Below are 26773 nucleotides of genomic sequence, written 5' to 3' on the forward strand. Positions count from 1 at the left end.
CGAAAACTGGAAAACAGGAGATCCGCCTTGGCCGCGCTCGCCCCTCTCTCGCCCGTCATGCGCGGGATCCGCAAACTGCTTGGCCGTGACGGCCCGCTGGTTCCCATTGTCAGGCTGGAAGGCGTCATCGCCCCGGGCGGACGCGGCAACGCGCTCAACTTGGCCAAGGTGGAGAAGCTGCTGGCGCGCGCTTTCGCGCCCGGCTCTGCGGCTGCGGTGGCGATACTCGTCAATTCGCCAGGAGGCAGCCCCGTACAGTCAAAACTGATCCACGACCGCATCCGCGCGCTTGCCGAGGAGAAGGACAAGACCGTCCTGGTCTTCTGCGAGGACGTGGCCGCGTCCGGCGGCTACATGATCGCCTGCGCGGGCGACGAGATATTCTGCGACGCCTCCAGCATCATGGGATCGATCGGTGTGATCTCGGCAAGTTTCGGCTTCACCGGCGCGATGGAGAAAATCGGGGTCGAGCGCCGCTTGCGCACCGCGGGAAAGAACAAATCCCTCTCCGATCCGTTCAGCGAGGAGACCGAGGAACAAAGAACGCGGCTCGAGCGCCTCATGAACCGCCTGCACACCCATTTCATCGAGCTGGTGAAGACGCGCCGGTCCGGCAAGCTGGACGAGAGCGACGAGGAGCTGTTCACCGGTCAGGTCTATACTGGCGACGAGGCAGTCGAGAACGGGCTGGCCGATCATCTCGGCGAAGTGCGCAGCGTCCTAAAATCGCGCTACGGCAAGGATGTGCGGACCAGGCTGCTGACCGTACCCAAGGGCGGGATGCTGTCGCGGCTGCTCGGCCAGAGCGCGGCGAGCTTCGCCGAAACGCTGGAGAATCGCGAGATCTGGTCGCGCTACGGGTTGTAAGTCATGGGCTCTCTCACACTCACCCTGGTGCTGGTTCTCGGCGGATTCGTGCTGTTCTTCGCGATGCGCGGCCGGACGCGATCAAGAAACGATGCCGCACAGAGGGCCGCCCGGCGTGCGGTGGAGCGCCATCTCGGGCACCCCGGCAAACACACCGGTCAGGACTCCCCGGCCGCGCCTGAGGATGTGCCCGACGAGGACACATCCGACGAGGAGCCGCGTTCAGGACCGCCGCGATAGCTTGCGATCAGGCGTTCGGCCGCTTCGCTGGCCGGCAGGCTGCCTATTGCGACGGCGTCTTCCAGCGTCGCTGCGGCGTTCCTGACACCGGCATCGGCGCGGAACTGGCTCAGCACGCGGTCCTCGACCATCGACCATAGCCAGCGCACCTGCTGCCCGCGGCGCCTCTGGTCCAGCTCGCCGGCCTCTTTCAGCGCCTTGCGATGCTTGGTGACGGTCTCCCACAGCGTGTCGATGCCGTCGCGCGTCAGCGCGGATCCGGTCAGCACGACCGGAGACCAGTTCTTCGAGGCTGGCGCAAACAGGTGCAGCGCCGCTTCGAGATCGCGCGCCGAGCGCCGCGCGCGCTTCTCGTTCTCGCCTTCGGCCTTGTTCACAAACAGGATTTCAGCCAGTTCCAGAATGCCCTTCTTGATACCCTGCAGCTCGTCGCCCGCGCCGGGCAGCATCAGCGCGACGAACACGTCGACCATGTCGGCCACGACCGTTTCGGACTGGCCGACGCCCACCGTCTCGACAATGACGACGTCATAGCCCGCCGCTTCGCACAGCAGCATGGATTCGCGCGTCTTGCGCGCGACACCGCCCAGCGTTCCGGCGGCCGGGGAGGGCCGGATAAAGGCGGCCCGGTCGACGGCCAGCTCGCCCATGCGCGTCTTGTCGCCCAGAATCGATCCCTTCGACCGGCTGGAGGACGGATCGACGGCAAGCACCGCCACCTTGTGACCCTGGCCGGTCAGAAACTTGCCCAGCGCCTCGATCAGCGTGGACTTGCCGACGCCCGGCACGCCGGTCAGCCCGATGCGCCAGGCATTACCGGTCCGGTCCATCACGGCGGTCAGGATATCGCGCGCCTCCTGCTGGTGATCGGCGCGCGTGGATTCCACACGCGTGATCGCCTGGGCCAGCGCGGCGCGGTCGCCGGAAACAAGTCGGTCGGCAAGCTCGTTCATGAGGTCGAGTTCAAGGCGTTTTACGCGGCGAAGGCAAGCATCCTGTCACCGCGATCCACCGGCCCGGCCTGAGCATGGCGCGGTGATTTCAGCTACAGGGACGCCTATGGTGGACGTCATGACCGGATCCAGCCTTCATCCCGCCACCCGCATGCGCATTGCCGCGACCGCCGCGCTGGTGGCCATGGCCGTGCTGTTCACCGCCACGCATATCTGGACCGACGATACCGGCGTCTGGGGGTATGTGCGCGCTTTCGCCGAGGCGGGGCTGGTGGGCGGGCTGGCCGACTGGTTCGCGGTGACGGCGATTTTCCGCCGCCCGCTCGGCCTGCCCATCCCGCACACCGCTGTCATTCCAAGAAACAAGCAGCGCATTGCCGATGCGGTCGGGCGCTTCATCGCCGACAATTTCCTCGACCCCGCCCTCGTGGCCGAGCGGCTCGAGCAGTCCGATCCCGGCGCGCAGATCGGACAGCTGATGGCCGACCGCTCCCAGGCGCGAAAGCTGGCGGACGGGCTGACCGGCGCACTGCCCGACATTCTCGCCTTCCTCGACGACGAGGCCGTCGCGCGTTTCTGGCGCCAGCGTGTGGCCGAACAGGCCCAGGGCGCGCGCCTGGCGCCCGCATTCGGCGCCGTGCTCGAAGCGCTCACCGCCGGGGGCAAGCACCAGGTCCTGCTCAATGCCGGGCTGGACGAGGCCTTCAAGGCCCTGTCCGAGCACGAGGACCGCATCCGGACCGCCGTGCGCGAGCAAAGTCCGCGCCTGCTGCGCTTCACGCGCATGGACCGTCGCGTGTCCGACGCGCTGATCGCGGCGATCGAGGACTTGCTGCACGACATGGCGGTCGAACCCGAACACCCGATGCGGATGCGGGTGACCGAGCTGGTCAATGATTTCGCGATCGGCCTGCGTGACGATCCGGCCCTGCAGGCGCGCATCGAGACCATCGTGACCGAGGCGCTGGCTCATCCGGCGCTGGCCGGCATGGCCGAGGCGGGATGGCTGGAGGGCAAACGGGCGGTCCTGAACGACGCGGCGCGCGGCGAGGAGTCCCGGATCGCGGCCTATGTCACCGACGCGCTGGTCTCGCTGGGCGAGGCAATTTTGAAGGACGAGGAGGCGCGCGCGGCCTTCAACGCCCGCCTGCGCCCGGTCGCGGTGCATCTGGCCGAACGCCACGGCCCGGACGTCGCGCGCATCGTCTCCGACACGATCGCCTCCTGGGATGCCGGGACCATCGTGGAGAAGCTGGAATCCAATGTCGGCCAGGACCTGCAATATATCCGCCTGAACGGCACGCTGATCGGCGGTCTGATCGGGGTGACCCTGCACGCCCTGACGCATATTCTCTAGACGCTCACGAAAAAGGCGCCGCCGGACGATCCGGCAGCGCCTGTCGCAAGGTCTGCAATAAAGCGCTGACCTAGTATTCGGTGACGTAGAGCGTCGCCGGAGCGTTGTTGCCTTGATAGACGCCGACCCAGATGTCGTACTGGCCCGAGGCGCTGAAGACGAGGGCCGGGTTGAGGCCGTTCACGTCGTCCGAGCAATACCACTGTCCGTCCGGCCCGTTGACGACCAGCGTGGTGTCGATGTTGGACCGGGCGCCGATGGTCATGCGGCCACCGCCCCAGTTCAGGCGAGCGTCGGGCGCATTCGCGATGGTGCCCGCGCAGCCCACACTCGCGGCGTCGAGCGTGCCGCCAGCGGTGATCTGAAGTTCGGACGGGTCGGGCATGAAGCCCGCGCTCAGCGAGTAGGAACCGTAAGTCGGCGTCAGGGAGAAATCCTGCGCGAGTGCGGCGGTGCTGGTGATGGCGGCGAGAGCCGCGGCGGCGAGTATCGTGTTTTTCATGGAAATCCCCCAATTGGATCTGGAACCGCCGGGCGGGTGTCGCCAGCCGGTGAACCTGCGCCGCTGGTACAATCCAGCCGGCTGCGGGCACGTACGAACGATGCCCCTGCGAGTATGAACGGAATGTGAGCGCAGGCCAGCTGGAATCGCGCTTTTTAAGCGCCGCGGCCGGTCACCCGGCATGGCTCGCCCACAAGGCCGCGCGGCCCCGGGCTCAGATCGGCTCTGCGCCGCCCATGGCTGCGAGGATCTGGCGCGCATCGTACGCACGTTCGGGCCGGTCCGCCCCGCGTCCGGCGATGATTTCCAGCGTCAGCGTCGTGCGCCGCTCCTGACCGGGGCTGATCCCGATCCCCAGGCCCACACCGCTGCTGCGATAGCCGCCCGAGCCGATCCCGCCGCCGACCGATCCGCCAAGGCGCACCGGAGAATCCTGTTGCCCCGTTTGCTCGCTGGCGCGGTCGACGATATCGAACCAGTCATATCCCGCCTGCAGGCTCAGCTCGGCGGCGCGGCGCAGCGCATAGCGTTCCACATCGGCGGGGCTGGCATCCGGGCCGGCGGTGAAGCTGACCCGCCAGCGATCGTCCTCGATGCGCAGGCTGTCATAGCCGACGGCGCGCGCGCCATCCGCGGCCGGGCCGTAAACGGTCTGGGTCGGCGCGCAGGCGGCCAGCGCCGCGGCGAGGGAGAGGGCGGAAAGCGTGCGGATCATGAAGACCTCCAGGCGCGGGTGTCGCTCAAGCTCACGGCGATGATAGGCCATCGCGGCAGGACTGGCGAGGCGCGGGCCAATCCCCGTCTTCTTGCCGGGGGTGGCCCGCCGGTGCGTGTCAGTAATAACCTGCGATCAAGGCGTTAGGTTGCATGTCCCCATCGCCACGCGCCCCGCTCATCCACCCCTGCCAACGCCGCCCCTAGGCTTCGACCCGTGGATCAATGCCAGGGCGAGGAGCAGGCGATGAGCGAATGGATCAGCATGATTGGCGAGGTGGCCGGTCTGGCCGGGCTGGCCGGTGTCACCGCCGCCGGCCTGGTGGATACGCTGGGCAAGGCGGTCACGCCGGGCGGTCGCGGCCTTCCGATGCGCGGCTTTCGCGCTGTCGAGCGCGTTATCGACCATGCCGCGCCGGTCCTGCGCCTAGCGCTGGGCGAGCAGTACCGTCAGACGCTGGCGGAGGCCTATCGCGATGGGCGCCGGTCCGGAGATGCGCCTGCGCTCCTCAAGCTGGCCATCGGCCAGGGGCTCGACCGGCTGGAAGACAGCGGCTCCGCCCTGGTCGACGACATGGCCCGCTCCATCGGCCTGCCGGTCGAGCCGGGCGCGCGCGATACCGCCGACCAGACGCGCATGGCGCTGGAAACCGAGACCGATGCGGTTTTCCTGCTGGCCGAGTCCGAATACCGCACCACCGCCCGGCTGCTCGCAGGCGCGGTCGCGCTTCTCCTGTCTTTCGGTGTCTGGATCACCCTGCCGGCAGACATGCGCGCCGAAATCCCGTTCGTCCAGGCCATCCTGACCGGCCTCGTCGCCGTCCCGCTCGCCCCCGTCGCCAAGGACATCGCCAAGGCGATCGAGGGGCTGAGGGGCGGGGTGGAAAAGGGGGATGAGCGAGGAGGGCCGGGACTGAGAGAGAGACCCTAACTTCCCAACTTCCCCAGCAATTCCATTGCGCTGTCCGCGATCACCGTGCCCGGCGGGAAGACCGCGGCGGCGCCCATCTCGATCAGGGTGGGGACGTCTTCGGGCGGGATGACGCCGCCGACGACGACCAGGATATCTCCGCGGCCCTGGTCTTTCAGGGCATCGCGCAGCTCGGGCACCAGGGTGAGGTGACCCGCGGCTAGCGACGAGGCCGCCACGACGTGGACGTCATTCTCCACTGCCTGGCGGGCCGCCTCTTCCGGGGTCTGGAAAAGCGGGCCGATATCCACGTCCCAGCCCATGTCGGCAAAGGCGGAGGCGACCACTTTCTGGCCGCGGTCATGGCCGTCCTGGCCCATCTTGGCGATGAGGATGCGCGGGCGGCGGCCTTCGTTTTCGGCAAAGGCGTCGGCGGCGGCGAGCGCCTTCTTCACCTTCTCGTCGTTTCCGGACGCTTTCAAATACACCCCCTGAACCGATTGGATTTCGGCCTTGTGCCGGCCCCAGACCTTTTCCAGAGCGTCGGAGATTTCGCCGACGGTCGCATGCGCGCGTGCGGCCTCGACCGCGAGGGCGAGCAGATTGCCTTTCCCGCTTTTCGCAGCCTCGGTCAGCGCCTCCAGGCTCGTCTCGACCGCGCCCGCGTCGCGGTCGGCTTTCAGGCGCGCGAGCTTTTCAAGCTGTTCCTTGCGCACGCGCGCATTGTCCACGCGCAGCACTGGCACGTCTTCGGGCTCGCTGGAGCGGAACTTGTTCACGCCGACAATCGTCTGGAGACCGGAATCGATGCGCGCCTGCGTCTTGGCCGCTGCTTCCTCGATGCGCAGCTTGGGCGTGCCGTCCTCGATCGCCTTGGCCATGCCGCCGAGGGAATCGATTTCCTCGATGTGCTTCAGCGCCTTGGCGGCCAGATCGTGCGTCAGCCGCTCGATATAGTAGGACCCGCCCCACGGATCGATCGCGTCGGTCAGATGCGCTTCGCTTTCCAGCACGAGCTGCGTGTTCCTCGCGATCCGGGCGGAGAAATCGGTCGGCAGGGCCAGCGCCTCGTCCAGCGAGTTGGTGTGCAGCGACTGGGTGTGCCCGTCCACGGCGGCCATCGCCTCGACGGCGGTGCGCGCCACATTGTTGAACACGTCCTGCGCGGTCAGCGACCAGCCCGAGGTCTGGCAGTGCGTGCGCAGTGAGAGCGATTTGTCGCTCTTGGGATCGAAGCGCTCCTTCATCAGCTTGGCCCAGATCAGGCGCGCCGCGCGCAGCTTGGCGACCTCCATGAAGTAATTCATCGAGATGCCGAAGAAGAAGGACAGGCGCGGCGCGAACGCGTCCACGTCCAGCCCCGTCTCCACGCCCGCCTTCACGTATTCCAGCCCGTCGGCGATCGTGTAGGCGAGCTCGATATCGGCCGGGGCGCCGGCTTCCAGCATGTGGTAGCCGGAGATGGAGATCGAGTTGAAGCGCGGCATCTCCTCGGACGTGTAGGCAAAGATGTCGGAGATGATCCGCATGGAGGGGCGCGGCGGGTAGATATAGGTGTTGCGCACCATGAATTCTTTCAGGATGTCGTTCTGGATCGTCCCTGAAAGCTGGTCGTGGCGGACACCCTGTTCTTCCGCGGCGACGATGTAGAGCGCCATTACGGGGAGCACCGCGCCGTTCATCGTCATCGACACGCTCATCTGGTCGAGCGGAATGCCGTCGAAGAGCTGGCGCATGTCGAGAATGGAATCGATGGCCACACCGGCCATGCCGACATCGCCCTTCACGCGCGGATTATCGGAATCGTAGCCGCGGTGGGTCGCCAGATCGAAGGCGACCGACAGGCCCTTCTGACCCGCCGCCAGATTGCGGCGGTAGAAGGCGTTGGATTCCTGCGCGGTGGAGAAGCCGGCATATTGGCGGATCGTCCAGGGCCGCTGGGTGTACATGGTCGGGTAGGGGCCGCGCACGAAGGGCGCCGCGCCTGGACGGGTGTCGGCAAAGTCCAGCGCGTCGCGGTCGGCGTCGAAATAGGCGGGGCGGATCTCGATGCCTTCCGGGCTGACCCAGCTCTCCGCGTCCGCCGCCTTGGCGGCCGCAGTCTCGGGGCTGTCGAGCTCGATCGCGGTGAAATCAGGATGAGCCATCACGCCACTCCCAGAATCGCGTGCGCGCGCGTCAGGTCCTCGACCGCATCGCTTCGCATGTGGATGAAATGGTCCGCGCCCGCGATCTCCATCGCCTTGCCCGCGACCCAGACCGCTTCGGCGCCCGCGTCCTTGAGCGCCTTGGCCAGGCCGCCCGCTTCGGCCTCATAGGCCGTGTCAGTGCCGCAGATTACCGCGAGAGGGCGGCCCGACGCCTTGAACGCCGCAGCGCAGTCCTGAACCGAGCCGTAGACCTCGCCTCCCTCGGTCTCGATCCCGCCAACCGCGAGGCGGTTCTTCGCAAAGCCCGCGCGCGCATTGAAGTCGGCCAGCGCACCCAGCGTTGCCAGGAAGGCCCGGGGCCGCGAGCCGGTCTTTTCCGCGTGCGCATCCGCATCGGCGCGAAGCGCCTCGAACGGCTCGGCGAAGCGTATGGGGGACAGGGGGTCCCATGCCGGTTCTGGCTGCTTGCCGGCAGCGATCTGTGCGCCGGCACTGGCCGCCTCGATCCGGGTCTCGACCGATCCCTCCGGCAGCGCTGCGGATTTCAGCGCCGGCGGGGTATGGCTCGCCGTATCGATCTCGGCATCCTTGGCGTCGAGTTCGGGATAGGTGCTCACCCCGATCAGCATCTCGCGCCCGCTGGCATAGGCGGCCCGGCGCGTCTCGCGCATTGTCGCGATCTCGCCCTGCAGCCAGCCGGCTTCCAGCGCAGGTATAACCCCGCCGCGCCGCTCGATGTCCTGGAACATGTCCCAGCCGGCTTGGGCCAGACGCTGACCCAGCGTCTCGTGCAGATAGCCGCCGCCGGCCGGGTCGGCGACCTTGCCGATATGACTTTCCTCGCCGAGCATCATCTGGACATTGCGGGACAGGCGCCGGGCAAAGCCGGTCGGCGCGCCCTTGGCATCGGTGAAGCGCCGCGTCGTGATTGCGTCCGCGCCGCCCGCCGCCGCGCCCAGCGCGGCGCAGCTGATGCGGATCAGATTGGTCCAGGCATCGCGCGCGGTCAGCATGCGCCGGCTCGTCGTGACGTGCAGGTGCAGGCCGCGGTGCTCCTGTGAGCAGCCGAAGGCCTCCGCGACCTGGCTCCACACCCGGCGCGCCGCGCGCAGCTTGGCGATGGTCAGGTGAATGTCCGCATCGGCGGCCACCGAAAACTCCAGCGTTTGCGCGGCCTTGTCCGCGCTCAGGCCCGCATCGATCAGCGCGCGCATGTATCCCGAGCCCGATGCGCACAGAAAACCCAGCTCCTGGCCCTCCGATCCGCCGGCCTCATGGACCAGCCCCGCATCGACGCGAAGCGCACGGAGGCCGGGCATGTGATCCTGCGTCCACTCTGCCGCCTCGGCCGCGAGCGCCATCTCCTGTTCGAAATCGCCGGACGAGACGCCGAGCCGCGCGGCGCGCGCATGCGGGGACAAGCCCAGCCCGCCGCGCAGGTTTTCGCGCTCCAGGCCACTCTGTTCGATCAGGGCCAGCAGCAGAAGCGCCGCCTGCGTCGCGTCCGGGGAGAGGGCCAGGTGCACCGGCGCCAGATCGAGCATCACCCCGTCCAGCGCGGTCTTCATCTCGTCCAGAGTGCGGATCGCGGTGCCGTGCCGTCCCTCGGGATCGATCTGGAGCAGGATTTCGCTTGCGCCGCCGCTCAGCTCTTCCAGCATGGCCGCATTGGCGCGTTTCGGGTCGCCATGGCCGACCGCCTGGCGGATGGCCCAGGGCAGATAGGCATCGCGCTGTGCGGTCAGTCCGCGCACGAAGGGCGCAGCGCCCGGCGCGCCGGTCTCCATGACCGCGTCCAGATCGCTGCGCGTGAACAGGGGGCCGCGTGCCAGACCGTCGGCAGTCTTGCGTTCGATCCGCGACAACCCGGCGCCCTTGAGCGCTTTCTCCGCCAGCGCCCGCCATGCCGCGTCGTCGGCAGGGTCAAATCCGGCATTCAGGGAGTGAATATCTTCGGCCATGGATCATCTCTACATCGATTTTGGCCGGAGGTAACGCAAGGCCAGCCCTTCAGGTCAAGCGCCTGGCTGCTCGACGCGCGCCCGGGGATGGTCCGCGCCGCTCTCCCCGCCCGTACCGGGCCGCCTAGCATCGGGTGAGTTTCAAGCCAATGCGGAAAGAGGGCGAGATGAACGAAACGAGCGAGCGGCTGGGCCTGCCATACCTGATGCCGGCCCAGGCCCAGAAGCATGTCACCGTGAACGAGGCGCTGCGCCGTCTCGATGCGCTGGTCCAGCTGTGCGTGACCAGCCGGGATATCGGCGAACAGCCCGAAACTCCTGCGGCCGGCGCCGCCTACATCCTCCCGCCGGATGCGTCCGGTGCGGCCTGGACCGGCCAGCCGGCGGATACGATCGCAGTCTATCAGGACGGGGCGTGGGCCTTCTTCACGCCGCACACCGGCTGGCGGGCCTTTCTGGCCGATGCGGGCGAGGGCGCGGTTTTCGACGGCGCGGCCTGGCGGCTGGGCAGCGAGACGGTCTCGCGCCTCGATCATCTCGAACGCCTCGGGGTCGGCACCGCGGCCGACGACACCAACCGCGTGGCCGTGCGGGTCAATTCTGCGCTGTGGACCGCGCGTGAGACGGCAAGCGGGGGCACGGGCGATCTGCGCTATGTGCTCAACAAGCAGGACGCGGCGAACACCCTCGCCATCCTGATGCAGAGCAGCTGGTCGGGCCGCGCGGAGCTTGGCCTGACCGGATCGGACGACTTCACGCTGAAGCTCTCGCCAGACGGGGTGAGCTGGCTGGACGTACTGCGCGCCCGCCAGGCGGACGGCGTGGTGCAAATCGCCGCGCTGGAAGCCGGCGCGTTACAACTGGACGCGCATACCCCGCTCTCCGCCTCCGCGCCGGGTCAGGCGGGCACGCTCTGCTGGGACAGCGATTTCGTCTATATCTGTGTCGCCTCCGACACCTGGAAGCGCGCGGCCCTAGCCAGCTGGTGAAGCGGCCAGGCGGTCGAACACCTCGCGCACCCGCTTGAACATGGGTTCGCTCATCGCATGGCCGCCCAGGGTCACGATCTGCAGATTCGAGTGCGGCACCGCGCGGTGAAGCCGCCAGGCCGCCTGCGCCGGGCAGACCAGGTCATAGCGCGTCTGCAGGATGTCCACCGGCATGGTCAGCCGGCCGGCCCCCTCGATCAGCGCATCGCCGTCCAGAAAGCATGCGTTTGAAAAATAGTGCGCCTCGATCAGGGAATGGGCGATCAGCCAGTCGCGCCCCTTTGCCTTGAAGGCCTTGAACACGTCGGCCCGGCTCATGCGCCGCCAGGACAGGATTTCCTCGAACGCGCTCCAGCGATAGATCAGGCTGGCTTCGACATCGCCGGGGCCTGCGTCGGGACGCGCCATCGCGTCCAGGCGCGGCGCGCCCTCGGCCAGCTCCGCACGCATCGCCTCCAGTGCCCAGTCCATGAAGGCGAATGCGTCGTGCTGCACGGATCTGGGCGCATCGCGCATCAGCCAGTCGCGCGCATCGGGATGGATCAGCCCCGCCCCGTCCGGGCGATGCCACCAGGAGCATTCCTCGCGCGTGCCCAGCAGCACGCCTTCCACCACCAGCGCCTCGACAGCGCCGGGATAGGCCTCGGCATAGGCGATCGCCAGCGTCGCGCCCCAGGACGGCCCGAACACGATCCAGCGCTCCAGGCCCAGATGACGGCGCAGCGCCTCGATATCCTCGATCTGGTGGGCGGTGGTATTGGCCTCCAGCGAGACGTGCGGCGTGGACTTGCCGCACCCGCGCTGGTCGAACTGCACGATCTCGAAGCGCGCCGGATCGTAATAGCGCCGGTGGCGCGGTCCGCTGCCCGATCCCGGTCCGCCATGCAGGAACAGCACCGCGCGCGCCCCCTGTGTCCCGGACCGCTCGAAATACAGGCTATGGCCCTCGCTGACCGGCAGATGGCCGGTCTCGAACGGTGTGATTTCAGGGTAAAGCGCGCTCATGAATGCGAAGCTAGCCAATGAGTCGCGTCAGGTCAGCGCAGTCGCGCATTGAACGCTTTGCCGCGTCATGCGTCCTTACCCCCATGAGCGATGAAACCCACGCCTCTTCGCAGGACAGGACAAGCCGGCTTTTACGATGGACGCGGGAGGGCAATACCCCCTTCGCGCTGTTCTGGCTGTCGATTGCGGAGAGTACCGTCTTTCCGATCCCGATCGAGATGATCATGACGCCGGTCATGCTCGCTGACCGCGCACGCATCTGGATCTATGCCCTGATGGTGCTGGCCGGCTGCATCGTCGGCTCTTCGCTCGCATATCTGGTGGGATATTTCTTCTTCGAGACCGTGGGCCAGGCCCTGGTGAACGCGCTCGGTCAGGGCGAAACCCTGCAGGAATTCCGCAGCTATGTGGCCGAAAACGGGCCGATGGCGACCTTCCTGATCTCGATCACGCCGATCCCGCTCATCACCGCCAGCCTCGGCGCCGGGCTGGCGGGCATGAATTTCGCGATCTTCATCGTCATCGTGGGCTTCACCCGCGCGCTTCGCTATTTCGGCATCGCCGTGCTGGTCGCCCTGTTCGGCAAGGCGTTCGAGCGCTTTCTGGACGAACACATGACCGGCCGGCGCAAGCGCTGGATCACCTGGGGCGTGACGCTTCTCACCCTGGCGGTGATTGCCTGGCTGATCTTTCGCTAGAGCATTTTCAGCGAAAGCGGGGACCGGTTTCGCGGTTCGAAAATGCGATAAAACACGGATCTACTCGGACGTCTTCCCGGTCAGTGAGCGGGTGATGTTGCCCAGCATGTCGATCGGCATCGGGAAGACGATCGTGTTCGCGCCTTCGTCCGCGCCGAGCTGTTGCAGCGTGGACAGATAGCGCAGCTGCATGGCGCCTTCCTGCGTGCCAAGCGTCTGGGCGGCATCGGCCAGCTTCTGCGCAGCCTGGGCCTCGCCCTCGGCCGAGATCACCTTGGCGCGCCGCTCGCGCTCGGCCTCGGCCTGGCGGGCAATGGCGCGGATCATCGACGGGTCGATATCCACGTGCTTGATCTCGACATTGGAAACCTTGATGCCCCAGGCATCGGTCTGCCCGTCGAGAATCTGCTGGATGTCGCTGTTCAGCTTGTCGCGCTCGGACAGCATCTCATCGAGATCGTGCTTGCCCAGCACGCTTCTCAGCGTGGTCTGCGCCAGCTGGCTCGTCGCCATGGTGTAGTCGGAGACCTTGTTGATCGCCTTCTGGGCGTCGATCACACGGTAATAGATCACCGCATTGACCTTTACCGACACGTTGTCCTGGCTGATGACGTCCTGGCTCGGCACGTCCTCGGCGAAGATGCGCATGTCCACCTTCACCATCTGCTGGACGAAGGGGATCAGGATGACGAGGCCGGGACCCACCGTGCCCGAATAGCGTCCGAGCGTGAACACGACCCCGCGATCGTATTCGCGCAGGATCTTGATCGCCGCGGAGAAGAACGCGCCCAGCACGGCGAGGACGGCCACGATGAGGCCGACATTGAGACCGATCTGTTCCAGCATGGGGTAGCTCCTGTTCAAGCTGAGGGGGCAGGGGTGAGCGGTTGGAGGTGAGGGGTCAGGACGTCTTCTTCACGGTCAGCGTCAGGCCGTCGATGCCGGTCACCACGACCGGATCGCCGGGCGCGAGCGCGTCCTTGGACACGGCATGCCAGCGCTCGCCGTCGGCATGGACGAAGCCTTGCGTACCGGACCATTCCAGCACGCGCCCCTCCATGCCCTTCAGGCTTTCGCGCCCGGCCACGGGTTTTCGCGCCTGCGCGGCGAGCCCGTAAAACAGCGCGGCGAAGGTGAGGGCGCCCAGCGCGGCCGTCACCCCGGCGATCAGGCGCCAGTCGAGCTGCAGGGCCTCGATATCGGTATCGACCAGCATGACCGCGCCGAGCGCGAAGACCGCCAGCCCCGATATGGCGAGAATCCCGAACGAGGCCACGAACGCCTCCGCGATCAGCAGGCCGAGCCCCAGCACGATCAGCGCCGCCCCGGCATAGCTCACCGGCAGCGTGTTCAGGCCGTAGAAGCCGACGATCAGGCAGAGCAGGCCGGCAATCGCGGTGACCGGCTCCAGCCCGTTATAGAAGCTCGCCAGGAGGCCGATAAATCCCAGATTGATCAGCAGGAAGGCGATGTTGGGATTGGTGATGACCTGCAGGAAGGCGAGCGCGAACCCCGGCTCCACGCGCTCGATCGAGGCCCCGGCGAGGTCCAGCGTGACCTCGCGGCCCTCCACCAGGGTCAGCGTGCGCCCGCTGGCCTGCTCTAAAAGCGCATCCAGACTCGGCGCGATAAGCTCGGCGACATTCATCTCCACCGCCTCGTCGGCGGTCAGGCTGACACCCTCGCGCACCGCGCGCTCGGCCCAGTCGGCATTGCGGCCGCGCAGCTCGGCCAGCGACCGGATCTGCGCCACCGAATCGTTGACCACCTTGTTGCGCATGGCCTGGGCGGAGGAGGGGGCGGCTTCGACCTCCCCGGCGCCATCCTCGTCCGCGCTATCCTGTACCTCGCCGTCTGTGCTGTCGCCCTCCGCCGCGTCCTGCGGCGCGGCAGGCGGATCGCTCGCCGGTCCGAACTCGACCGGAGTGGCTGCCCCGACCGTGGTGCCCGGCGCCATGGCGGCGAGATGGCTGGCATAGAGGATATAGACGCCCGCGCTGGTGGCGCGCGCACCCTGGGGCGCGACGTAGACGATGACCGGAACCTGGCTGGACAGGATCGCCAGATTGATCTCGCGCATCGCATCCACCAGCCCGCCGGGCGTATCCATTTCGATGACAAGGGCGCGCGCGCCGTCCTCGGCGTCTTCAATCGCGCCGGTGATGAAGGCGGCATTGGCCGGGCCGATCACCCCGGTCAGCGGGGCGACGTGAACCGGGCGTGCATCCGCCGGCCCGGCGCTTTCCTGGGCGAGGGCCGACAGCGCCAGAAGTCCCGCCCCGGCGAGCGCCAGCACCGCGCCCGCGCGGCGACTCCATCCTCGAAGACCTGGCATGCCCGTCTCCCCGCAGCGTGACCTGTCCAGGTCAAACTAGCGCACAACACGCACGCGCCCAACGCGAATCGGGATGGGCGATTGGAGTGTGCGGCACCCGAGACTAGCTGGCGGCGACCTGATGCAGCCGCCCGAGATGCCTTTGCGATAGTTCGCAATACCTCGGAGAAATTGGTTGATAAAAAATTAAAAGTATGAGATACCTTAATCGAAGTTAACGAGAGGTATGGTGATGACCAATATAATTTCTGTTTTGACCTATAAGTCAGTCGAGACAATTTTGGCGGTTGGCGGGACCCAATCTTGGGCGCTGGATCGGAACCGTGCAGCGCGATGTCGCTATGTTGTGATTTGTCGTAATGCCAAGACCCGTGAACCCGAAGGGCCGGAGCCACACGGTACGGCGTTTCTTGTCGGGAAAATTAGGGACGTGGTCCCGTCGAGCGAAACAGAAGGTCGATGGCTGATCCAGATAAGCGAGTATGCGTTGATCGATGCGCCTGACCAATGGGAAGGGCGCAATCCGGTCGCTTATTGGCCAGAGGATGAATATGAGGGGATCGACTTCGAAGCTCTCGTCTTTCGTCCCTTGGAAACATCTCCACTCAAGCTGACCATTGCTGAGGCCAAAGCCGGGCTCGCACATGGATTGAATGTGGATGAGTCGGCCATCGAGATTGTAATTCGCGGATGATGCCTACCTTGGAGAATCGGCGCTTTCGCAACGAGGTGCCGTTTCACGTCTACCGGCTGGGCCGCAAGCTGTGTTTCCGGTTCTTCGAGGTAGACGCAAGCGCTCGCTCGCAGGCCTTCGAGGCCGCTGCGTGAGATGCTGTCCAGAGTGGCACGCGATCAGGACCTGGCTCTGGGTCAGCCCGTAAATACTTAGCGCTCGGAGCGTCATGAGACGCTAACCGGCAATGGTCGATGAAAAAGGAAATGGTGCCGCCACACAGATTTGAACTGTGGACCTCTCCCTTACCAAGGGAACGCTCTACCCCTGAGCTATGGCGGCGTGCGCGGCCGGTATGGCCCGGCGCGATCAGGTGGCGGGCTATACCCTATCATTTCTTCCTCGCCAAGGCCGGGGTTGACGCCGATTGCAGGTCGTCGCATCTCCGCGCTCATGACCGGTGACAAAGATACGCAGCCCCAGGGTGGCAAAACGCAGTCGGAGCGCGAAAAGCGCCTGGCCGAGGCCTTGCGCCGCAACCTCAAACGCCGCAAAGCTGCAAAGAAACCCGATTAAGGCCGCGAGCCCGCCCCGATTTCGCCCGATGCCGGCGCAGGCTGCATCGAGGCGGGCCGGGCGGGCGGCGGCACAAGGACGCTTGATTTATGGATCGCATTCGTATTCGCGGCGGGACGCCCCTGCACGGCGAGATTCCCATCTACGGCGCGAAGAATTCCGCGCTCAAGCTGATGGCCGCCGCGCTGCTGACCGATGAACCGCTGATTCTGAACAACATGCCGCGCCTGGCCGACACGCGCTTCATGGCCCAGTTGCTGGCTCATCTCGGCGTGGTCAGCGAGGAGCAGAATCATAACGTGCTGCGCCTGCATGGCGCGCAGCTGGAAGAGCCGTACGCGCCCTACGATCTGGTGCGCAAGATGCGCGCGACCTTCAACGTGCTCGGGCCGCTGGTGGCGCGTACCGGCCGGGCCAAGGTCTCCCTGCCGGGCGGCTGTGCCATCGGTGCGCGTCCGGTCGACCTGCATCTCAAAGCGCTCGAAGCGCTCGGGGCCACGGTGGAGCTGGACGAGGGCTATGTCATCGCCTCCGCGCCCAATGGCCTGACCGGGGCCGAGATCGATTTTCCCATGGTCTCGGTGGGCGCGACCGAGCACGCCATGCTGATGGCCGTGCTCGCCTCGGGCCGGACCCTGCTGGAAAACTGCGCGCGCGAGCCCGAGATCGCCGATCTCGCCGACTGCCTGAACGCGATGGGCGCGAAGGTCAGCGGCGCGGGCACCTCCACCATCACCATTGACGGCGTTCCGCGCCTGTCGGGGACGACCTGGAGCGTGGTGCCCGACCGGATCGAGGCCGGCACATACGCGATTGCCGCCGCCGCGGCCGGGGGCGAGGTCACGCTGGTCAACGCCGCGCCCGCGGCCAATCGCGCTTTGTGGGATGCGCTTCGCCGGGCCGGCATCACGATCGCCATCGAGGGCGAGAACGTCACCGTCTCGCGCGCGCCGGGCACGCCCATTCAGCCGGTGGACATCCAGACCGCGCCCTGGCCGGGCTTTGCCACCGATCTGCAGGCCCAGTTCATGGCGCTGATGGCGCTGGCCGACGGGACCTCGCTGATCCGCGAGACGATCTTCGAAAACCGCTTCATGCACGCGCCCGAGCTGACGCGCCTGGGCGCGCGGATCGAGGTGCACGGCAATGAGGCGGTGGTGCGCGGCCCGGCGGCCTATCGCGGCGCTCCGGTGATGGCGACAGACCTTCGCGCCTCTGTCAGCCTGGTGATTGCCGGACTGGCCGGGGAGGGCGAAACTCTGGTCAACCGGGTCTATCATCTCGATCGCGGCTTCGAGCATCTCGAAGAGAAGCTCTCGCGCTGCGGCGCCCGGATCGGGCGCGAAAAGGAATAGGAGGATTTCCCGCGTGGCTGATTTCAAACCCCTGCGTCTTAAAGTTGAAGACGGTGACGATCTGACGGTCGTGTCCGCGGCGCTGCAGGACGCGGTCGGCCAGCTTGGAGATTTTTCCTGGGATTCCCGGGCGCGCCGCTTTCGTATGCTGCTCAACCGGTATCGCTGGGAAGCGGCCGGCGATCGCGGCAAGGGTGAACGCGTGCGCACCGCGCTTCAGGTCGATTCGGTGCTGTCGGTGCGCTCGCGCAACGTGAAGCAGACCGCGCCGGACGCGGTCGTCTCGCTGCTCGCCCTGGCGTTCGAGCGCAAGGATGACGATCCCGAAGCCCCCGAGGGCACGCTGGTCGTCACGCTGGCCGGCGGCGGCGATATCCGCATCGAGGTGGAATGCGTCGACGTGATCCTGGCCGATGTGTCCGAGCCCTGGCGCGCGCGCGCCAGGCCGGCGCATGAAACAGGGCCAGAAACAGGGGAGGCGGGCTCGTGAACGACAGCCATACCCTGGTCTCGGTTCATGTCGATCTGGCCACGATCGGGCGCGGCGAGGAGACGGTCGAGCACGAGCGCCGCGTCGCCATCGCCGATCTGCTCGATGCCAACAAATTCTATCCGGTCGGGTCGGAGGAAGGTCCCTACGACCTGCGCCTGGCGATCGAGGACGAGCGCCTGGTCTTCGACATCAAGCGCGAGGACGGCACGCCGGTGCGCGTCTTCGTCTTCTCGCTCGGCCCGCTGCGCCGGATCATCAAGGACTATTTCCTGATCTGCGAAAGCTATTACGCGGCTGTTCGCGATGCGCCGCTGGGCCAGATCGAGGCCATCGACATGGGCCGGCGCGGTGTCCACAACGAGGGCAGCACGCTGCTCAAAGAGCGCCTGGAGGGCAAGATCGAGGTCGATTTCGACACCGCGCGCCGCCTCTTCACCCTGATCTGCGCGCTGCACCGGAGGGCCGCATGAGCACGCCTGCGGCGGGTCCCGCCGTGGTGTTCGTGTGCGGCCGCAATTCGGTGCGCTCGCCCATGGCCGAGGCGCTGTGGAAGAAGACCTATGGCGAGGTCACGCCGTCGAGCTCCTTCGGGGTCCACCCGGCCGGGTATCCGGACGGCTTCATGGTCAATGTGATGAACGAGATCGGCGTCGACCTGTCGCGCTTCGATTGCCGCACGGCGGACGATGTCGCGGACGAACCCTGCGATCTGGTCGTGTGCCTGGCTGCCGAGGCCGAACCGGCCGCACGCGAGTTCGCGGACTCCCGGGGCGCACGCTACGAACGCTGGCAGGTCTCCGACCCGGCCATGCAGGACGGCCATCACGGCGAGCGGCTGGAAGCCTTCCGGATCTCGCGCGACGCCATCGCCGCGCGCATCGAGCGCTTCGCCCGCGAGCACGCGTCCTGAGCCTGCGAGCGCGCGGCCTGAGTGTGCGCGCTCGACGGATAGGGGCGACACGACTATAAAGCCTCCAAGTCCGCCCGCCGGAGCCATCCGAGCGGGCGAAACGTTATTGATACATAGACACGTCACACGACGAAACGTCCAAGAGGAGCCGCATGGCGAAGGAAGAACTTCTCGAATTTCCCGGTGAGGTGGTCGAACTCCTGCCGAATGCCACTTTCAAGGTGAAGCTGGAAAACGATCACGAGATCATTGCCCACACCGCAGGCAAGATGCGCAAGAACCGTATCCGTGTGCTGGCCGGCGACAAGGTGCTGGTCGAGATGACCCCGTACGACCTGACCAAGGGTCGGATCACCTATCGCTTCAAATAGGCGGCACGCGCCATGACACAGGCGCCCGTGACAGAGGCGAAGTCCGCGTCCGGTGACGGCGCGCGCGTCCGCCCCCGCCTGATCTTGGCCAGCGCCTCGCCGCGCCGGCAGGAACTCCTGGCCCAGATCGGCTTTGCGCCGGACGCCATTCACCCCACCGATATCGACGAAAGCGAGCGTCCGGGCGAGACCCCGCGCGCGCTGGCCTTGCGTCTGGCCGTTTCCAAGCTGGCCGCCGCCGATCATCCCGGCTGCTACGTGCTTGCCAGCGATACCGTCGTCGGTGTGGGCCGCCGGATCCTGCCCAAGACGGAGACGGAGGCCGAGGCGCGCGCGTGCCTTGCCCTGATGAGCGGGCGCAATCACCGCGTCTTCACCGGCGTCGCCGTGCGCGCGCCGGACGGGCGGGAAGCGCACAAGGTGGTCGAGACCCGCGTCTCGCTCAAACGCCTGCACTCCGACGAGATCGACGCGTATATCGCCAGCGGGGAATGGCGCGGCAAGGCGGGCGGCTACGCCATTCAGGGCCGGGCCGGCGCCTTCATCGAAAACCTGATCGGGTCCTATACCGGCGTTGTCGGCCTGCCCGTCTATGAAACCCGGCTATTGCTGACCGGGCTGGGATACCGTCCATGAGAATCGTGACCGCCGACCATCTTGGCGAAACGCGCGTGGCCTTGATGGAAGGCGAGCGCGCAGTGGAAATCCACCTCGAACGCTGGAGCGAGCGCGGCCGCCGTGCGATCCGCGGCGAGGTCTATCGCGGCCGCGTGCGCCGGGTGGACGCCTCGCTCAACGGGGCCTTCATCGCGCTCGGCGCCGGGCCGGACGGCTTTTTGCCCTTTGGCGGGGCCGGGCGACCGGACGAGGTGCACGAAGGCGCGGCCGTCGGCGTCCAGATCGTGCGCGAAGCCTTCCAGGAGAAGGGCCCCAGCCTCACCCTGTTCGAGGTCGAGCCCGGCGAGGCGCCCGAAACGATCGTGCCTGCGCCGCCGGTGGCCGAGCGCCTGGCCATGTTCTTCGAGGCGCCGGTGAAGACCGCGCAGGAGGCCGGCGTCGATATCGACGCGCTGGTCGACGAGGCGCTGGAGCGCGTGATCCCGCTGGCCGGCGGGGGTCATATCATCGTCGATCCCGTGGCCGCACTGACCGCCATCGACGTCGACGCGGCGGGGCGCAAATCGCCCGGCGGCGGCGCGAAAATGGCGATGGAGCTGAACAAGGCCGCCGCGCGCGAGGCCGCCCGCCAGATCCGCCTGCGCGGCATTGGCGGTGTCGTCGCCATCGACTTCCTGCCGCTGAAGAAGAAGGCCGACCAGGGCAATCTCGTCGCCTCCATCAAGTCGGCCTTCCGCAACGATCCGGCCAAGGTGGACATTGCCCCGCCCTCACGCTTTGCCATCGTGGAATTGTCGCGCCAGCGTCTGACCCGGCCGCTGCACGAGATCGTGTTCGAGCGCCCCGGACTGGAAACCGTGGAAACCTGCGCGCTCACCGCCCTGCGCGATCTCGAACGCGAGGGCCGCAATGACCGCGCCGCCCGGCTGGAGCTGGCTGCGGGCAAGGAGGTCCATGCCTGGCTGAAAGCTGATCCGGCCGGCTGGCACAAGGCGGCCCGTCACCGCTATGGTGACCGCATCGCCCTGATCGAGAGCGAGACGCTCGGCCCGCGCCAGAGCCTCGTCACGCCGCGCAGAGACTAGACTGATGAGTTCTTCCAAGACAAAGACCGGCGCGCCTGCCGCCAAATGCCCGTCCTGCCGCAAGCCGGTGGACCCGGCCTTCCGCCCGTTCTGCTCGAAACGCTGCGCCGATGCCGATCTGGGCCGCTGGTTCTCCGGCGCCTACGCCATTCCCGGCGAGCCCGTCCCGCGCGAAGCACTGCCGCCCGAAGAGGACGAGGACTAGGCGCTACTCGGTTGCGGGGATGGTAAGCGTGAAACAGGTCTGATCGGCGTCGGAATCCACCGTCAGGCTGCCCCCGTGCGCGGCGGCAATCTCCGAGGAAATATAGAGTCCCAGACCCAGCCCCTGCGGGCTCGACTGCGGGTCGCCCTTGAAGAAGGGCCGGAACAGATTTTCGCGCGCAGCGCTGGAAATCGGCTCTCCGGCATTGGCGACGGCGATGGTCAGCTGCCCGTCCGCCTGCGTGGCCTTCAGTCTGACCGGCTCGCCCTCCACGCCGTGGCTGACCGCGTTGCCCAGCAGGTTGGAGACAATCTGCATGATGCGGGACGCGTCGCACACCACGGAGCCGGACAGATCGGCCGTGTATTCGATGCGCGCGCCGGGAACGGTGTTCTCGATCTCCTCAACCACCTGGGAGATGCGCGAGTCCAGATCCTGGTGACGCTCGCGCTCGATCCCGATCCCGTCGCCAAGGCGCACCCGGGCGAACTCCATCATGTTGCGGATCAGTTCCGACATCCGGCTGGCACTGCCCTGCATGCTCTGCAGAACCTGCTGTGCATTTTCGCTTTCCACCTCGCGCGACAGAAGGCGCAGCCCGGAAATGAACGAGCTGAGCGGGGTGCGCAGATCGTGGCCGAGAATCGCCAGGAATTGCTCTCGCAGCTCCGCTTCCTCGCGCTGTTTGGCGATCGTCTGGTCGCGCTCTTTCTCCGGCGTGATATCGCGGCTGGTGCAATAGATGCCGTCCGCTTCGGGAACCGCGACCCATGAGAGCCAGCGATAGCCATCGGACTTTGCCCGGTAGCGATTTTCGAAGCGCAGGACCGGCTTGCCCTGCGTCACGTCTTCAAAGGCGGAATCCGACCGCTCGATATCGTCGGGATGCAGGAAGCGCCGATAGGCTTCGCCGACCATCTCCTCGCGCGTCCAGCCCAGCGTCGCCTCCCACGCCGGGTTGACCGCCACGAACCGGCCCTGCGTGTCCAGGATGCACATCGGGTCCGGATTGACCTGCCAGCTGCGCGACCCGATATGGTGCTCGTCCAACACTGTCCCCCTCCGATCGCGGCGCGAAAAGCACGTATATAGCGTTGAGTATAACAGATTCCACTATCCCGCGCGCTGAAGACGCCAGCCGGGCGCGGTAAGCCGTCACGCCCCTTTAAACCTGGTCAGGCCACCTCCGGCAGCCCCCCAGCCGCGCGCAATCTGACGATATCCTGTCGGGGCGGAGGGCAGGTCAATGGAAACCCATTGATTGGGGAGGCCGGTGACTCCTGCCACGCTGGCCAAGGCAAGGCTGGCTCCCTGACCCCTACCTCGCAAACTCCACCCTGAGATACGCCACGCGGCCGCGCGGATCGTGGACCTTGGTGTCGTAGCCGAGCGGGGTGTCGACGAAGGGGGCGGGTTCGTCGGTGAGGTTGAGGGCGCCGAGCACGAGGCGTCCGCGGTCCGCGCCGACGTTGAAATTATAGGCGAGCTGCAGGTCCAGCACCGTCCACGCATCGATCGTCGCGCCGCCATTCTCGTCATCGGCATAGCTGGCGATATGGCGCAGGCCTGCGCGCGACTGCCAGTTGGCATGGCGCCAGTCGATCCAGGCGCTGGCGCGCAGGTCCGGCACAGAGCGGGCAAAATTGGTGAAGTTGCGACTGCCCGCCGCATCGACCGTGGTGCCCAGCACCGGATCGGTCAGGGTGAATTCGTCGATATAGCTCGCCTGCACGCCCCAACCGAACGCGCCCAGCCCGGTCTCGACCGGCGCGGCGGTCAGGCCGGCATCGATGCCTTGCGCTTCGAGCGACGGCGCATTGACGAAGCGGGCGCGCACCAAGCGCACATCGCCGATGGAGGAGAGCTCCACGCGCGGATCGTTATAGACGCCGTCATCGGCGAGATCGGCCGCCAGGATGGCGTTCGGATTCTCCTTCACGATCAGCCCGTCATACTCGGCCCGCCACAGATCGATATTCGCCGTCAGGCCGCGTGCTTGCCACACCGCGCCCGCGGTGAAGGTGTCGGCGGTTTCCGGGTCGAGATCGGGATTGCCGACCGTGCGCACCGGCAGGAAGCTGGAGGCCGAACCGGTATTGAGCGATTGCAGCGTCGTCGTCGCCGAGACCTGCTGGTGCAGCGACGGCGCCCGGAAGGACTGCGCCCAGCTGGCGCGCAGGGTCAGCGCATCGCTCGCTTCGAACACGGCCGCGATCTTCGGGTCGGTGGAGGCAAAGCCGTCAATATCCTCATACCGCGCGGCCAGTTGCAGCTCGAGCCGGTTCGTGACCGGCACGATCGCGTCGGCGAACACGGCATGTGCGTCGCGTTCCCCCTCATAGTCCGGCCCGCCGATGATGAAGAGGAAATTGTCCGCGTTGAAGTCGGCGCCATGATCGACGCGCAGCGTCTCGCGGCGCAGCTGCAGGCCGAGCGCCGCGCTCACATCGCCGGCGGGCAGGGCGGCGAGGGCCGGTGTGCTGGCGACCGCTTCGACCACGCCGAGATCGGCACGCGAGTTGCGTACATCCTCGCCAATGATGTCGTCGAGGACGGCCGGGCTGTTATAGCGCGGATCGGCGGGGTCGCGCACGACGGCGCCCGACCCGAACGGGTTGAAGTAATAGCATCCCGCGCTCTGGTCGCCCGCGCTTGCCGCGCCGGGCCCGGGACAGTCCGCCCCGCCGAACCCGGCCAGCGCCGCGTCGAAATTGTCCGCCAGCGTATCGGTGATCGTCGCGCGCAGATCGTTGCGCGAATAGGTCGTGTTCAGTTCCAGCGTGACCGGCATCGCGCCCCAGCTGACGTCCTGCGCGATTTCGCCCGCGACGCGCCAGGTCTCGTGATCGAAGCGGCGCCGCGCCGCGCCGGCGCTCGCGCCCAGCGGACGGCCGAGCCAGACCACGTCCTCGCCGAACGGATTGCCGGGCAGGCCGGCATCGAGCAGCGGGAAGTTCAGATTGGGCAGGGAGGGCGAGTTGCCGCGCTCCACCGACTGGTCGGTCCCGCTGACGCGCAGGGCGTAGCGCACATCCCCGGCTTCTCCCGTCAGCGCGGCAAAGGCCTGCAGGCGCTCTTCCTGTGTGACGAGCGAAAAGAACTGGCCGTAATCGACCTGGCAGCTGCCCGGCGTGCCGGTCGCGTCGTCCGGCCCGGCGCGGTTCAGAATGCCGCCGCCCGCCTCGCACAGCGGATCGGCATAGCTGGCAAACCCTGCGCTCGGGACCAGATAGCTGCCCGGCTGGCCCAGCGACAGGCCGGTGCCCGGCACGAAATCGGTCTCGAACCCCTCCAGACCCTGCCGGTCCAGCCATTCCACGGCCGCAATCAGGTGGAGATCGGCGCCAATTTCGCCCCCGGCAATGGCGGCCAGCTCATAGCCCGCGCCCGAGCCGTCATACTCGGTCGGTCCGCGCAGTTCGGCGGTCAGCTCGAACCCGGAGAAGTCGTCGCGCGTCATGACATTGACCACGCCGGCCACCGCGTCCGATCCGTAGACCGGCGAGGCGCCGTCTTTCAGGACCTCGACGCGCGAGATCGCGATGCCGGGCACTAGGGCGTTCAGATCGACAAAGCTCGCCCCGTCATCGGCCGAGACGCTGGCCACGGTCTGGCGCTGCCCGTTCATCAGGACCAGGGTCGACCCCAGCCCCAGCCCGCGCAGATTGACGCTGGACGTGCCCGACGTGTCGTTCTGCGTGCCGGGATCCTCGTTGAACTCCGATCCGGTAATCGAGGGCAGGAAGGCGAGCGCGTCGCCGAGATCGGCAAACCCGGCCGCCTCGATGTCCTCGCGCCCGATCCGGGTCACCGGACGGTCGGTGACCGAGGCGCCCGGCGCGCGTCCGCCGATCACCGAGACCACGTCCTTATCCCCGCCTGCCGCCTGGGCCAGGGCCGGGGAGAAGCCGGCAGACAGGGTCATCGCAGTGAGCGGTAAAATCGCGGCAGACAGCATGAGGCGCGCAGTCATGATATGTCCTGGTAACGGTTTGAGGAGCGGGGTTGATGGCGAGGTAGCAGCCTCGCCCCGCACCGGCAAGCCACATGGCCGACCGCACTGACAAAGCGATGACAAAGCCGCGTTTGAGGCATGGACAGCGTCATTTCAGTTTCTTATAAACCGCGCTCTCGCCAGCCGCCGTCGCGCGGTCTGGTCCGGGCGCCCGGGTAGCTCAGTTGGTAGAGCAGCGGATTGAAAATCCGCGTGTCGGTGGTTCGAATCCGCCCCCGGGCACCATTTTCAAACACCTGCCATCGTTAGACTTTTCGCCCGTTCGCGCCGCGTTCCGGGCGGCATCCGCCCGTTTTTGCCCGTCCGTATATTCCGCATATTACAATCGCTTACGGCGGGCTCCTTATGTTCCTGACGGGTGGATGACGGGTGGATGTTGCCGGGGCGTTCCGCCGGAGGAGTCGGACTGGCCGGGGCAACCGAAACCGAATTCGAGGCGCGGCTGTCAACCGCGCCAGCGCGCCGCGTCGCAAGCGCTAGGGCGAACGCCCGCCCGCAGCGAAGCCGGCGCAGTCCGGCGTGCGCGAGGAACCGACCGGCCGGATGGCCGGGAGGACAGGGGCTAGTCGAACGCCCGCTCGGCTTTGGCCGCCATCGCCGCGTCGGCCGCGTCGGCCGGCCAGAGGTGGCCATAGAGTTCCATCGTCAGCTTGACCGTCGCATGACCCATGCGCGCCATGATCTGTTTCGGTCCGGCCCCCTGATCGATCCAGAGGCTGGCCGCGATATGTCGGGCCGTCTTGGGGCTGTAGCGCGGCGTCCAGATGGCCGGGGCATAGCCGCCCCTGGGATGGCGGCGCGGCGCTTCGCGTCCGGTCTGGTCGGCCAGGCCGGCCGCGCGCATGACCGGGGTCCAGGTGTTGCGGTAGAGGCCGGCATGATCCCAGAGCCCGCCGGTGTCGCTGGGAAAGAGCAGATCCAGCTCGCCCTTTGGGGCCGCCAGTGACCATCGGCGCAAGGCGGAGATCGTCTCCGGACCCAGCGGAACGAAGCGCCGGCTGGCGTCGGTCTTCGGCGCGTCGTGAATCTCGCCATACTTGTCGGCCGAGCGGCGCACATGGACGCCGGGGACCGGCCCGTTCAGGACCAGATCGACCGAGCGGCGCAATGCGCGCAACTCCCCGGCGCGCAAGCCCCCGAACATCACCAGGCGGACCAGAGCGGCGGCCCGCCCGCGATCGTCGCGGTCGTCGGCGGCGTCGAGCATGGCCCGGCACTCTGAGCGGTCCGGGATCTCGACCGGCTCGGCCAGGCGGCGCGACCGGGGCGCGGCGATCGTGGCGGCCGCCGCGGCGCCTGGCTGCCCCGTGAGATCCCGGGCGGCTGCCCATTTCCAGAATTGCCGCACGGTCTGCGCGATCTTGCGGGCGAGCGCGTAGCTCGTGCCGCCCTCGATGAGGCCGTCATAGAAGGCCTGAATATCGCGCGTGCGGATCTCGGCCATGCGCATGGCGGCGATCGGCGCACCTCCGGCGTGCTGGCGCAGGTGCTGGCGCTTCTGGTCGTAGCTCGAGCGGCGCCGCTCTCCGGCCTCTACAAGGCCCTCATAGGCGCTCAGGAAGGACTCCGATGCCTCGGCCAGGGTGGCACGCCCCGCGGCCCCGGGATCGATCTCCATGGCCGCCGCATGGGCCTTGGCGTCGGTTTTGAGATCGAAATACTTTTCGCGCTGCCGGCCGTCACGGTCGTACCAGCTCGCCACCCATTTGACGGGGCGGGTCCCATCCCTGCGGGGGGTGCCGAGTTTCTTGCGGACGGACGCCATGGGCGCAGTCAGGCCCGGGCGCGCGG

At 67.1% G+C, this 26773-nt stretch carries 25 protein-coding genes and 2 tRNA genes; 15 read left to right on the plus strand and 12 right to left on the minus strand.

Features of this window, described 5'->3' with window-relative positions; translation table 11 throughout:
• Nucleotides 1-27 precede the first annotated feature (27 nt).
• Nucleotides 28-867, plus strand: a complete 840-nt coding sequence (locus PGP17_RS11700) for a S49 family peptidase (RefSeq protein WP_233342155.1) — start codon at nt 28-30, stop codon at nt 865-867.
• A 158-nt stretch (nt 868-1025) separates the two neighbouring features.
• Here PGP17_RS11700 and meaB read toward each other — a convergent pair whose 3' ends face one another.
• On the minus strand, nt 1026-2060 hold the full coding sequence (gene meaB, locus PGP17_RS11705) for a methylmalonyl Co-A mutase-associated GTPase MeaB (protein WP_270375515.1): 1035 nt from the start codon (nt 2058-2060) through the stop codon (nt 1026-1028).
• A 118-nt stretch (nt 2061-2178) separates the two neighbouring features.
• Here meaB and PGP17_RS11710 point away from each other — a divergent pair, with 118 nt between their 5' ends.
• Nucleotides 2179-3417 carry a DUF445 domain-containing protein gene (locus PGP17_RS11710; protein ID WP_270375516.1) on the plus strand — a complete coding sequence of 413 codons (1239 nt, stop codon included), beginning with the start codon at nt 2179-2181 and terminating at the stop codon, nt 3415-3417.
• 70 nt (nt 3418-3487) lie between these two features.
• Here PGP17_RS11710 and PGP17_RS11715 read toward each other — a convergent pair whose 3' ends face one another.
• A complete protein-coding gene (locus tag PGP17_RS11715) occupies nt 3488-3919 on the minus strand; it encodes a peptidase S1 (protein WP_270375517.1) in 432 nt (143 codons plus the stop codon).
• A 214-nt stretch (nt 3920-4133) separates the two neighbouring features.
• Nucleotides 4134-4634, minus strand: a complete 501-nt coding sequence (locus PGP17_RS11720; RefSeq protein WP_270375518.1) for a CC0125/CC1285 family lipoprotein — start codon at nt 4632-4634, stop codon at nt 4134-4136.
• 246 nt (nt 4635-4880) lie between these two features.
• On the opposite strand from PGP17_RS11720, the gene PGP17_RS11725 reads away from it, so the two are divergent.
• Nucleotides 4881-5564: a hypothetical protein gene (locus tag PGP17_RS11725; protein WP_270375520.1), complete on the plus strand. Its 684-nt coding sequence runs from the start codon at nt 4881-4883 to the stop codon at nt 5562-5564.
• Here PGP17_RS11725 and scpA read toward each other — a convergent pair.
• Together scpA and PGP17_RS11735 are read right to left on the minus strand one after the other, a co-directional pair.
• Nucleotides 5561-7693 (minus strand): methylmalonyl-CoA mutase, encoded by a 2133-nt coding sequence (gene scpA, locus PGP17_RS11730; RefSeq protein ID WP_442915153.1) that lies wholly within the window; start codon nt 7691-7693, stop codon nt 5561-5563. The two genes, PGP17_RS11725 and scpA, sit on opposite strands and share 4 nt — an antisense overlap.
• Nucleotides 7690-9654, minus strand: a complete 1965-nt coding sequence (locus tag PGP17_RS11735; protein ID WP_270375524.1) for a methylmalonyl-CoA mutase family protein — start codon at nt 9652-9654, stop codon at nt 7690-7692. The genes scpA and PGP17_RS11735 overlap by 4 nt, the downstream gene beginning before the upstream one ends.
• A 167-nt stretch (nt 9655-9821) precedes the next feature.
• Here PGP17_RS11735 and PGP17_RS11740 point away from each other — a divergent pair, with 167 nt between their 5' ends.
• A complete protein-coding gene (locus PGP17_RS11740; protein ID WP_270375525.1) occupies nt 9822-10643 on the plus strand; it encodes a DUF2793 domain-containing protein in 822 nt (273 codons plus the stop codon).
• On the opposite strand, the gene PGP17_RS11745 is transcribed toward PGP17_RS11740, so the two are convergent.
• A complete protein-coding gene (locus PGP17_RS11745; protein ID WP_270375526.1) occupies nt 10629-11648 on the minus strand; it encodes an alpha/beta fold hydrolase in 1020 nt (339 codons plus the stop codon). The genes PGP17_RS11740 and PGP17_RS11745 overlap by 15 nt on opposite strands.
• Nucleotides 11649-11731: 83 nt before the next feature.
• Here PGP17_RS11745 and PGP17_RS11750 point away from each other — a divergent pair, with 83 nt between their 5' ends.
• Complete coding sequence (locus PGP17_RS11750; protein ID WP_270375527.1) at nt 11732-12346, plus strand: YqaA family protein; 615 nt, start codon at nt 11732-11734, stop codon at nt 12344-12346.
• Nucleotides 12347-12406: 60 nt separating this feature from the next.
• Here the strand turns inward: PGP17_RS11750 and PGP17_RS11755 are convergent, their stop codons facing one another.
• Complete coding sequence (locus PGP17_RS11755) at nt 12407-13192, minus strand: slipin family protein (protein ID WP_135943976.1); 786 nt, start codon at nt 13190-13192, stop codon at nt 12407-12409.
• Between the two features lie 55 nt (nt 13193-13247).
• Nucleotides 13248-14681: an NfeD family protein gene (locus tag PGP17_RS11760; RefSeq protein WP_270375528.1), complete on the minus strand. Its 1434-nt coding sequence runs from the start codon at nt 14679-14681 to the stop codon at nt 13248-13250.
• A 232-nt stretch (nt 14682-14913) separates the two neighbouring features.
• Here PGP17_RS11760 and PGP17_RS11765 point away from each other — a divergent pair, with 232 nt between their 5' ends.
• A complete protein-coding gene (locus PGP17_RS11765) occupies nt 14914-15375 on the plus strand; it encodes a hypothetical protein (RefSeq protein WP_270375529.1) in 462 nt (153 codons plus the stop codon).
• 246 nt (nt 15376-15621) lie between these two features.
• Here PGP17_RS11765 and PGP17_RS11770 read toward each other — a convergent pair.
• A tRNA-Thr gene (locus PGP17_RS11770) sits at nt 15622-15696 on the minus strand.
• A gap of 323 nt (nt 15697-16019) precedes the next feature.
• Between PGP17_RS11770 and murA the strand changes: the two genes are divergently transcribed.
• The 8 genes from murA to PGP17_RS11810 all read left to right on the plus strand — a co-directional run bounded on the left by murA (nt 16020) and on the right by PGP17_RS11810 (nt 20967).
• On the plus strand, nt 16020-17285 hold the full coding sequence (gene murA, locus PGP17_RS11775) for a UDP-N-acetylglucosamine 1-carboxyvinyltransferase (RefSeq protein WP_270375530.1): 1266 nt from the start codon (nt 16020-16022) through the stop codon (nt 17283-17285).
• Between the two features lie 13 nt (nt 17286-17298).
• The gene (locus PGP17_RS11780) at nt 17299-17775 is read left to right on the plus strand and encodes a DUF2948 family protein (protein WP_270375531.1); all 477 of its coding nucleotides are present in this window, start codon (nt 17299-17301) and stop codon (nt 17773-17775) included.
• Entirely contained in the window at nt 17772-18248 is a 477-nt protein-coding gene (locus tag PGP17_RS11785) for a UPF0262 family protein (RefSeq protein WP_135943970.1), read from the plus strand. Before PGP17_RS11780 ends, PGP17_RS11785 begins: the two co-directional genes overlap by 4 nt.
• Entirely contained in the window at nt 18245-18688 is a 444-nt protein-coding gene (locus tag PGP17_RS11790; RefSeq protein WP_270375532.1) for an arsenate-mycothiol transferase ArsC, read from the plus strand. The genes PGP17_RS11785 and PGP17_RS11790 overlap by 4 nt, the downstream gene beginning before the upstream one ends.
• 152 nt (nt 18689-18840) lie before the next feature.
• Entirely contained in the window at nt 18841-19059 is a 219-nt protein-coding gene (gene infA, locus PGP17_RS11795) for a translation initiation factor IF-1 (RefSeq protein ID WP_009800516.1), read from the plus strand.
• 12 nt (nt 19060-19071) lie between these two features.
• A complete protein-coding gene (locus tag PGP17_RS11800; RefSeq protein WP_270375535.1) occupies nt 19072-19695 on the plus strand; it encodes a Maf family protein in 624 nt (207 codons plus the stop codon).
• Nucleotides 19692-20762: a ribonuclease E/G gene (locus PGP17_RS11805; protein WP_270375536.1), complete on the plus strand. Its 1071-nt coding sequence runs from the start codon at nt 19692-19694 to the stop codon at nt 20760-20762. The genes PGP17_RS11800 and PGP17_RS11805 overlap by 4 nt, the downstream gene beginning before the upstream one ends.
• A 4-nt stretch (nt 20763-20766) precedes the next feature.
• A complete protein-coding gene (locus PGP17_RS11810; RefSeq protein WP_270375537.1) occupies nt 20767-20967 on the plus strand; it encodes a DNA gyrase inhibitor YacG in 201 nt (66 codons plus the stop codon).
• 3 nt (nt 20968-20970) lie between these two features.
• Here the strand turns inward: PGP17_RS11810 and PGP17_RS11815 are convergent, their stop codons facing one another.
• Nucleotides 20971-22020 (minus strand): PAS domain-containing sensor histidine kinase, encoded by a 1050-nt coding sequence (locus tag PGP17_RS11815; protein WP_270375538.1) that lies wholly within the window; start codon nt 22018-22020, stop codon nt 20971-20973.
• A 265-nt stretch (nt 22021-22285) separates the two neighbouring features.
• A complete protein-coding gene (locus PGP17_RS11820; RefSeq protein ID WP_270375539.1) occupies nt 22286-24940 on the minus strand; it encodes a TonB-dependent receptor domain-containing protein in 2655 nt (884 codons plus the stop codon).
• A 191-nt stretch (nt 24941-25131) separates the two neighbouring features.
• Between PGP17_RS11820 and PGP17_RS11825 the strand changes: the two genes are divergently transcribed.
• Nucleotides 25132-25207: transfer RNA gene (locus PGP17_RS11825), tRNA-Phe, on the plus strand.
• Between the two features lie 337 nt (nt 25208-25544).
• On the opposite strand, the gene PGP17_RS11830 is transcribed toward PGP17_RS11825, so the two are convergent.
• Nucleotides 25545-26747 carry a tyrosine-type recombinase/integrase gene (locus PGP17_RS11830; protein WP_270375540.1) on the minus strand — a complete coding sequence of 401 codons (1203 nt, stop codon included), beginning with the start codon at nt 26745-26747 and terminating at the stop codon, nt 25545-25547.
• Between the last annotated feature and the right edge of the window lie 26 nt (nt 26748-26773).

Origin of the sequence: Marinicauda sp. Alg238-R41, assembly GCF_947331485.1 — a bacterium.
GTDB classification, from domain to species: domain Bacteria; phylum Pseudomonadota; class Alphaproteobacteria; order Caulobacterales; family Maricaulaceae; genus Marinicauda; species Marinicauda pacifica.

Coding starts and splice junctions, on each gene's coding strand:
- PGP17_RS11755 (WP_135943976.1), bottom strand. CDS start 13,192: ATGCTGGAACAGATCGGTCTCAATGTCGGCCTCATCGTGGCCGTCCTC.
- PGP17_RS11745 (WP_270375526.1), bottom strand. CDS start 11,648: ATGAGCGCGCTTTACCCTGAAATCACACCGTTCGAGACCGGCCATCTG.
- PGP17_RS11790 (WP_270375532.1), top strand. CDS start 18,245: ATGAGCACGCCTGCGGCGGGTCCCGCCGTGGTGTTCGTGTGCGGCCGC.
- PGP17_RS11820 (WP_270375539.1), bottom strand. CDS start 24,940: ATGACTGCGCGCCTCATGCTGTCTGCCGCGATTTTACCGCTCACTGCG.
- PGP17_RS11760 (WP_270375528.1), bottom strand. CDS start 14,681: ATGCCAGGTCTTCGAGGATGGAGTCGCCGCGCGGGCGCGGTGCTGGCG.
- PGP17_RS11735 (WP_270375524.1), bottom strand. CDS start 9,654: ATGGCCGAAGATATTCACTCCCTGAATGCCGGATTTGACCCTGCCGAC.
- PGP17_RS11765 (WP_270375529.1), top strand. CDS start 14,914: ATGACCAATATAATTTCTGTTTTGACCTATAAGTCAGTCGAGACAATT.
- PGP17_RS11805 (WP_270375536.1), top strand. CDS start 19,692: ATGAGAATCGTGACCGCCGACCATCTTGGCGAAACGCGCGTGGCCTTG.
- PGP17_RS11710 (WP_270375516.1), top strand. CDS start 2,179: ATGACCGGATCCAGCCTTCATCCCGCCACCCGCATGCGCATTGCCGCG.
- PGP17_RS11750 (WP_270375527.1), top strand. CDS start 11,732: ATGAGCGATGAAACCCACGCCTCTTCGCAGGACAGGACAAGCCGGCTT.
- infA (WP_009800516.1), top strand. CDS start 18,841: ATGGCGAAGGAAGAACTTCTCGAATTTCCCGGTGAGGTGGTCGAACTC.
- PGP17_RS11725 (WP_270375520.1), top strand. CDS start 4,881: ATGAGCGAATGGATCAGCATGATTGGCGAGGTGGCCGGTCTGGCCGGG.
- PGP17_RS11810 (WP_270375537.1), top strand. CDS start 20,767: ATGAGTTCTTCCAAGACAAAGACCGGCGCGCCTGCCGCCAAATGCCCG.
- meaB (WP_270375515.1), bottom strand. CDS start 2,060: ATGAACGAGCTTGCCGACCGACTTGTTTCCGGCGACCGCGCCGCGCTG.
- PGP17_RS11830 (WP_270375540.1), bottom strand. CDS start 26,747: ATGGCGTCCGTCCGCAAGAAACTCGGCACCCCCCGCAGGGATGGGACC.
- PGP17_RS11715 (WP_270375517.1), bottom strand. CDS start 3,919: ATGAAAAACACGATACTCGCCGCCGCGGCTCTCGCCGCCATCACCAGC.
- PGP17_RS11800 (WP_270375535.1), top strand. CDS start 19,072: ATGACACAGGCGCCCGTGACAGAGGCGAAGTCCGCGTCCGGTGACGGC.
- PGP17_RS11720 (WP_270375518.1), bottom strand. CDS start 4,634: ATGATCCGCACGCTTTCCGCCCTCTCCCTCGCCGCGGCGCTGGCCGCC.
- murA (WP_270375530.1), top strand. CDS start 16,020: ATGGATCGCATTCGTATTCGCGGCGGGACGCCCCTGCACGGCGAGATT.
- PGP17_RS11740 (WP_270375525.1), top strand. CDS start 9,822: ATGAACGAAACGAGCGAGCGGCTGGGCCTGCCATACCTGATGCCGGCC.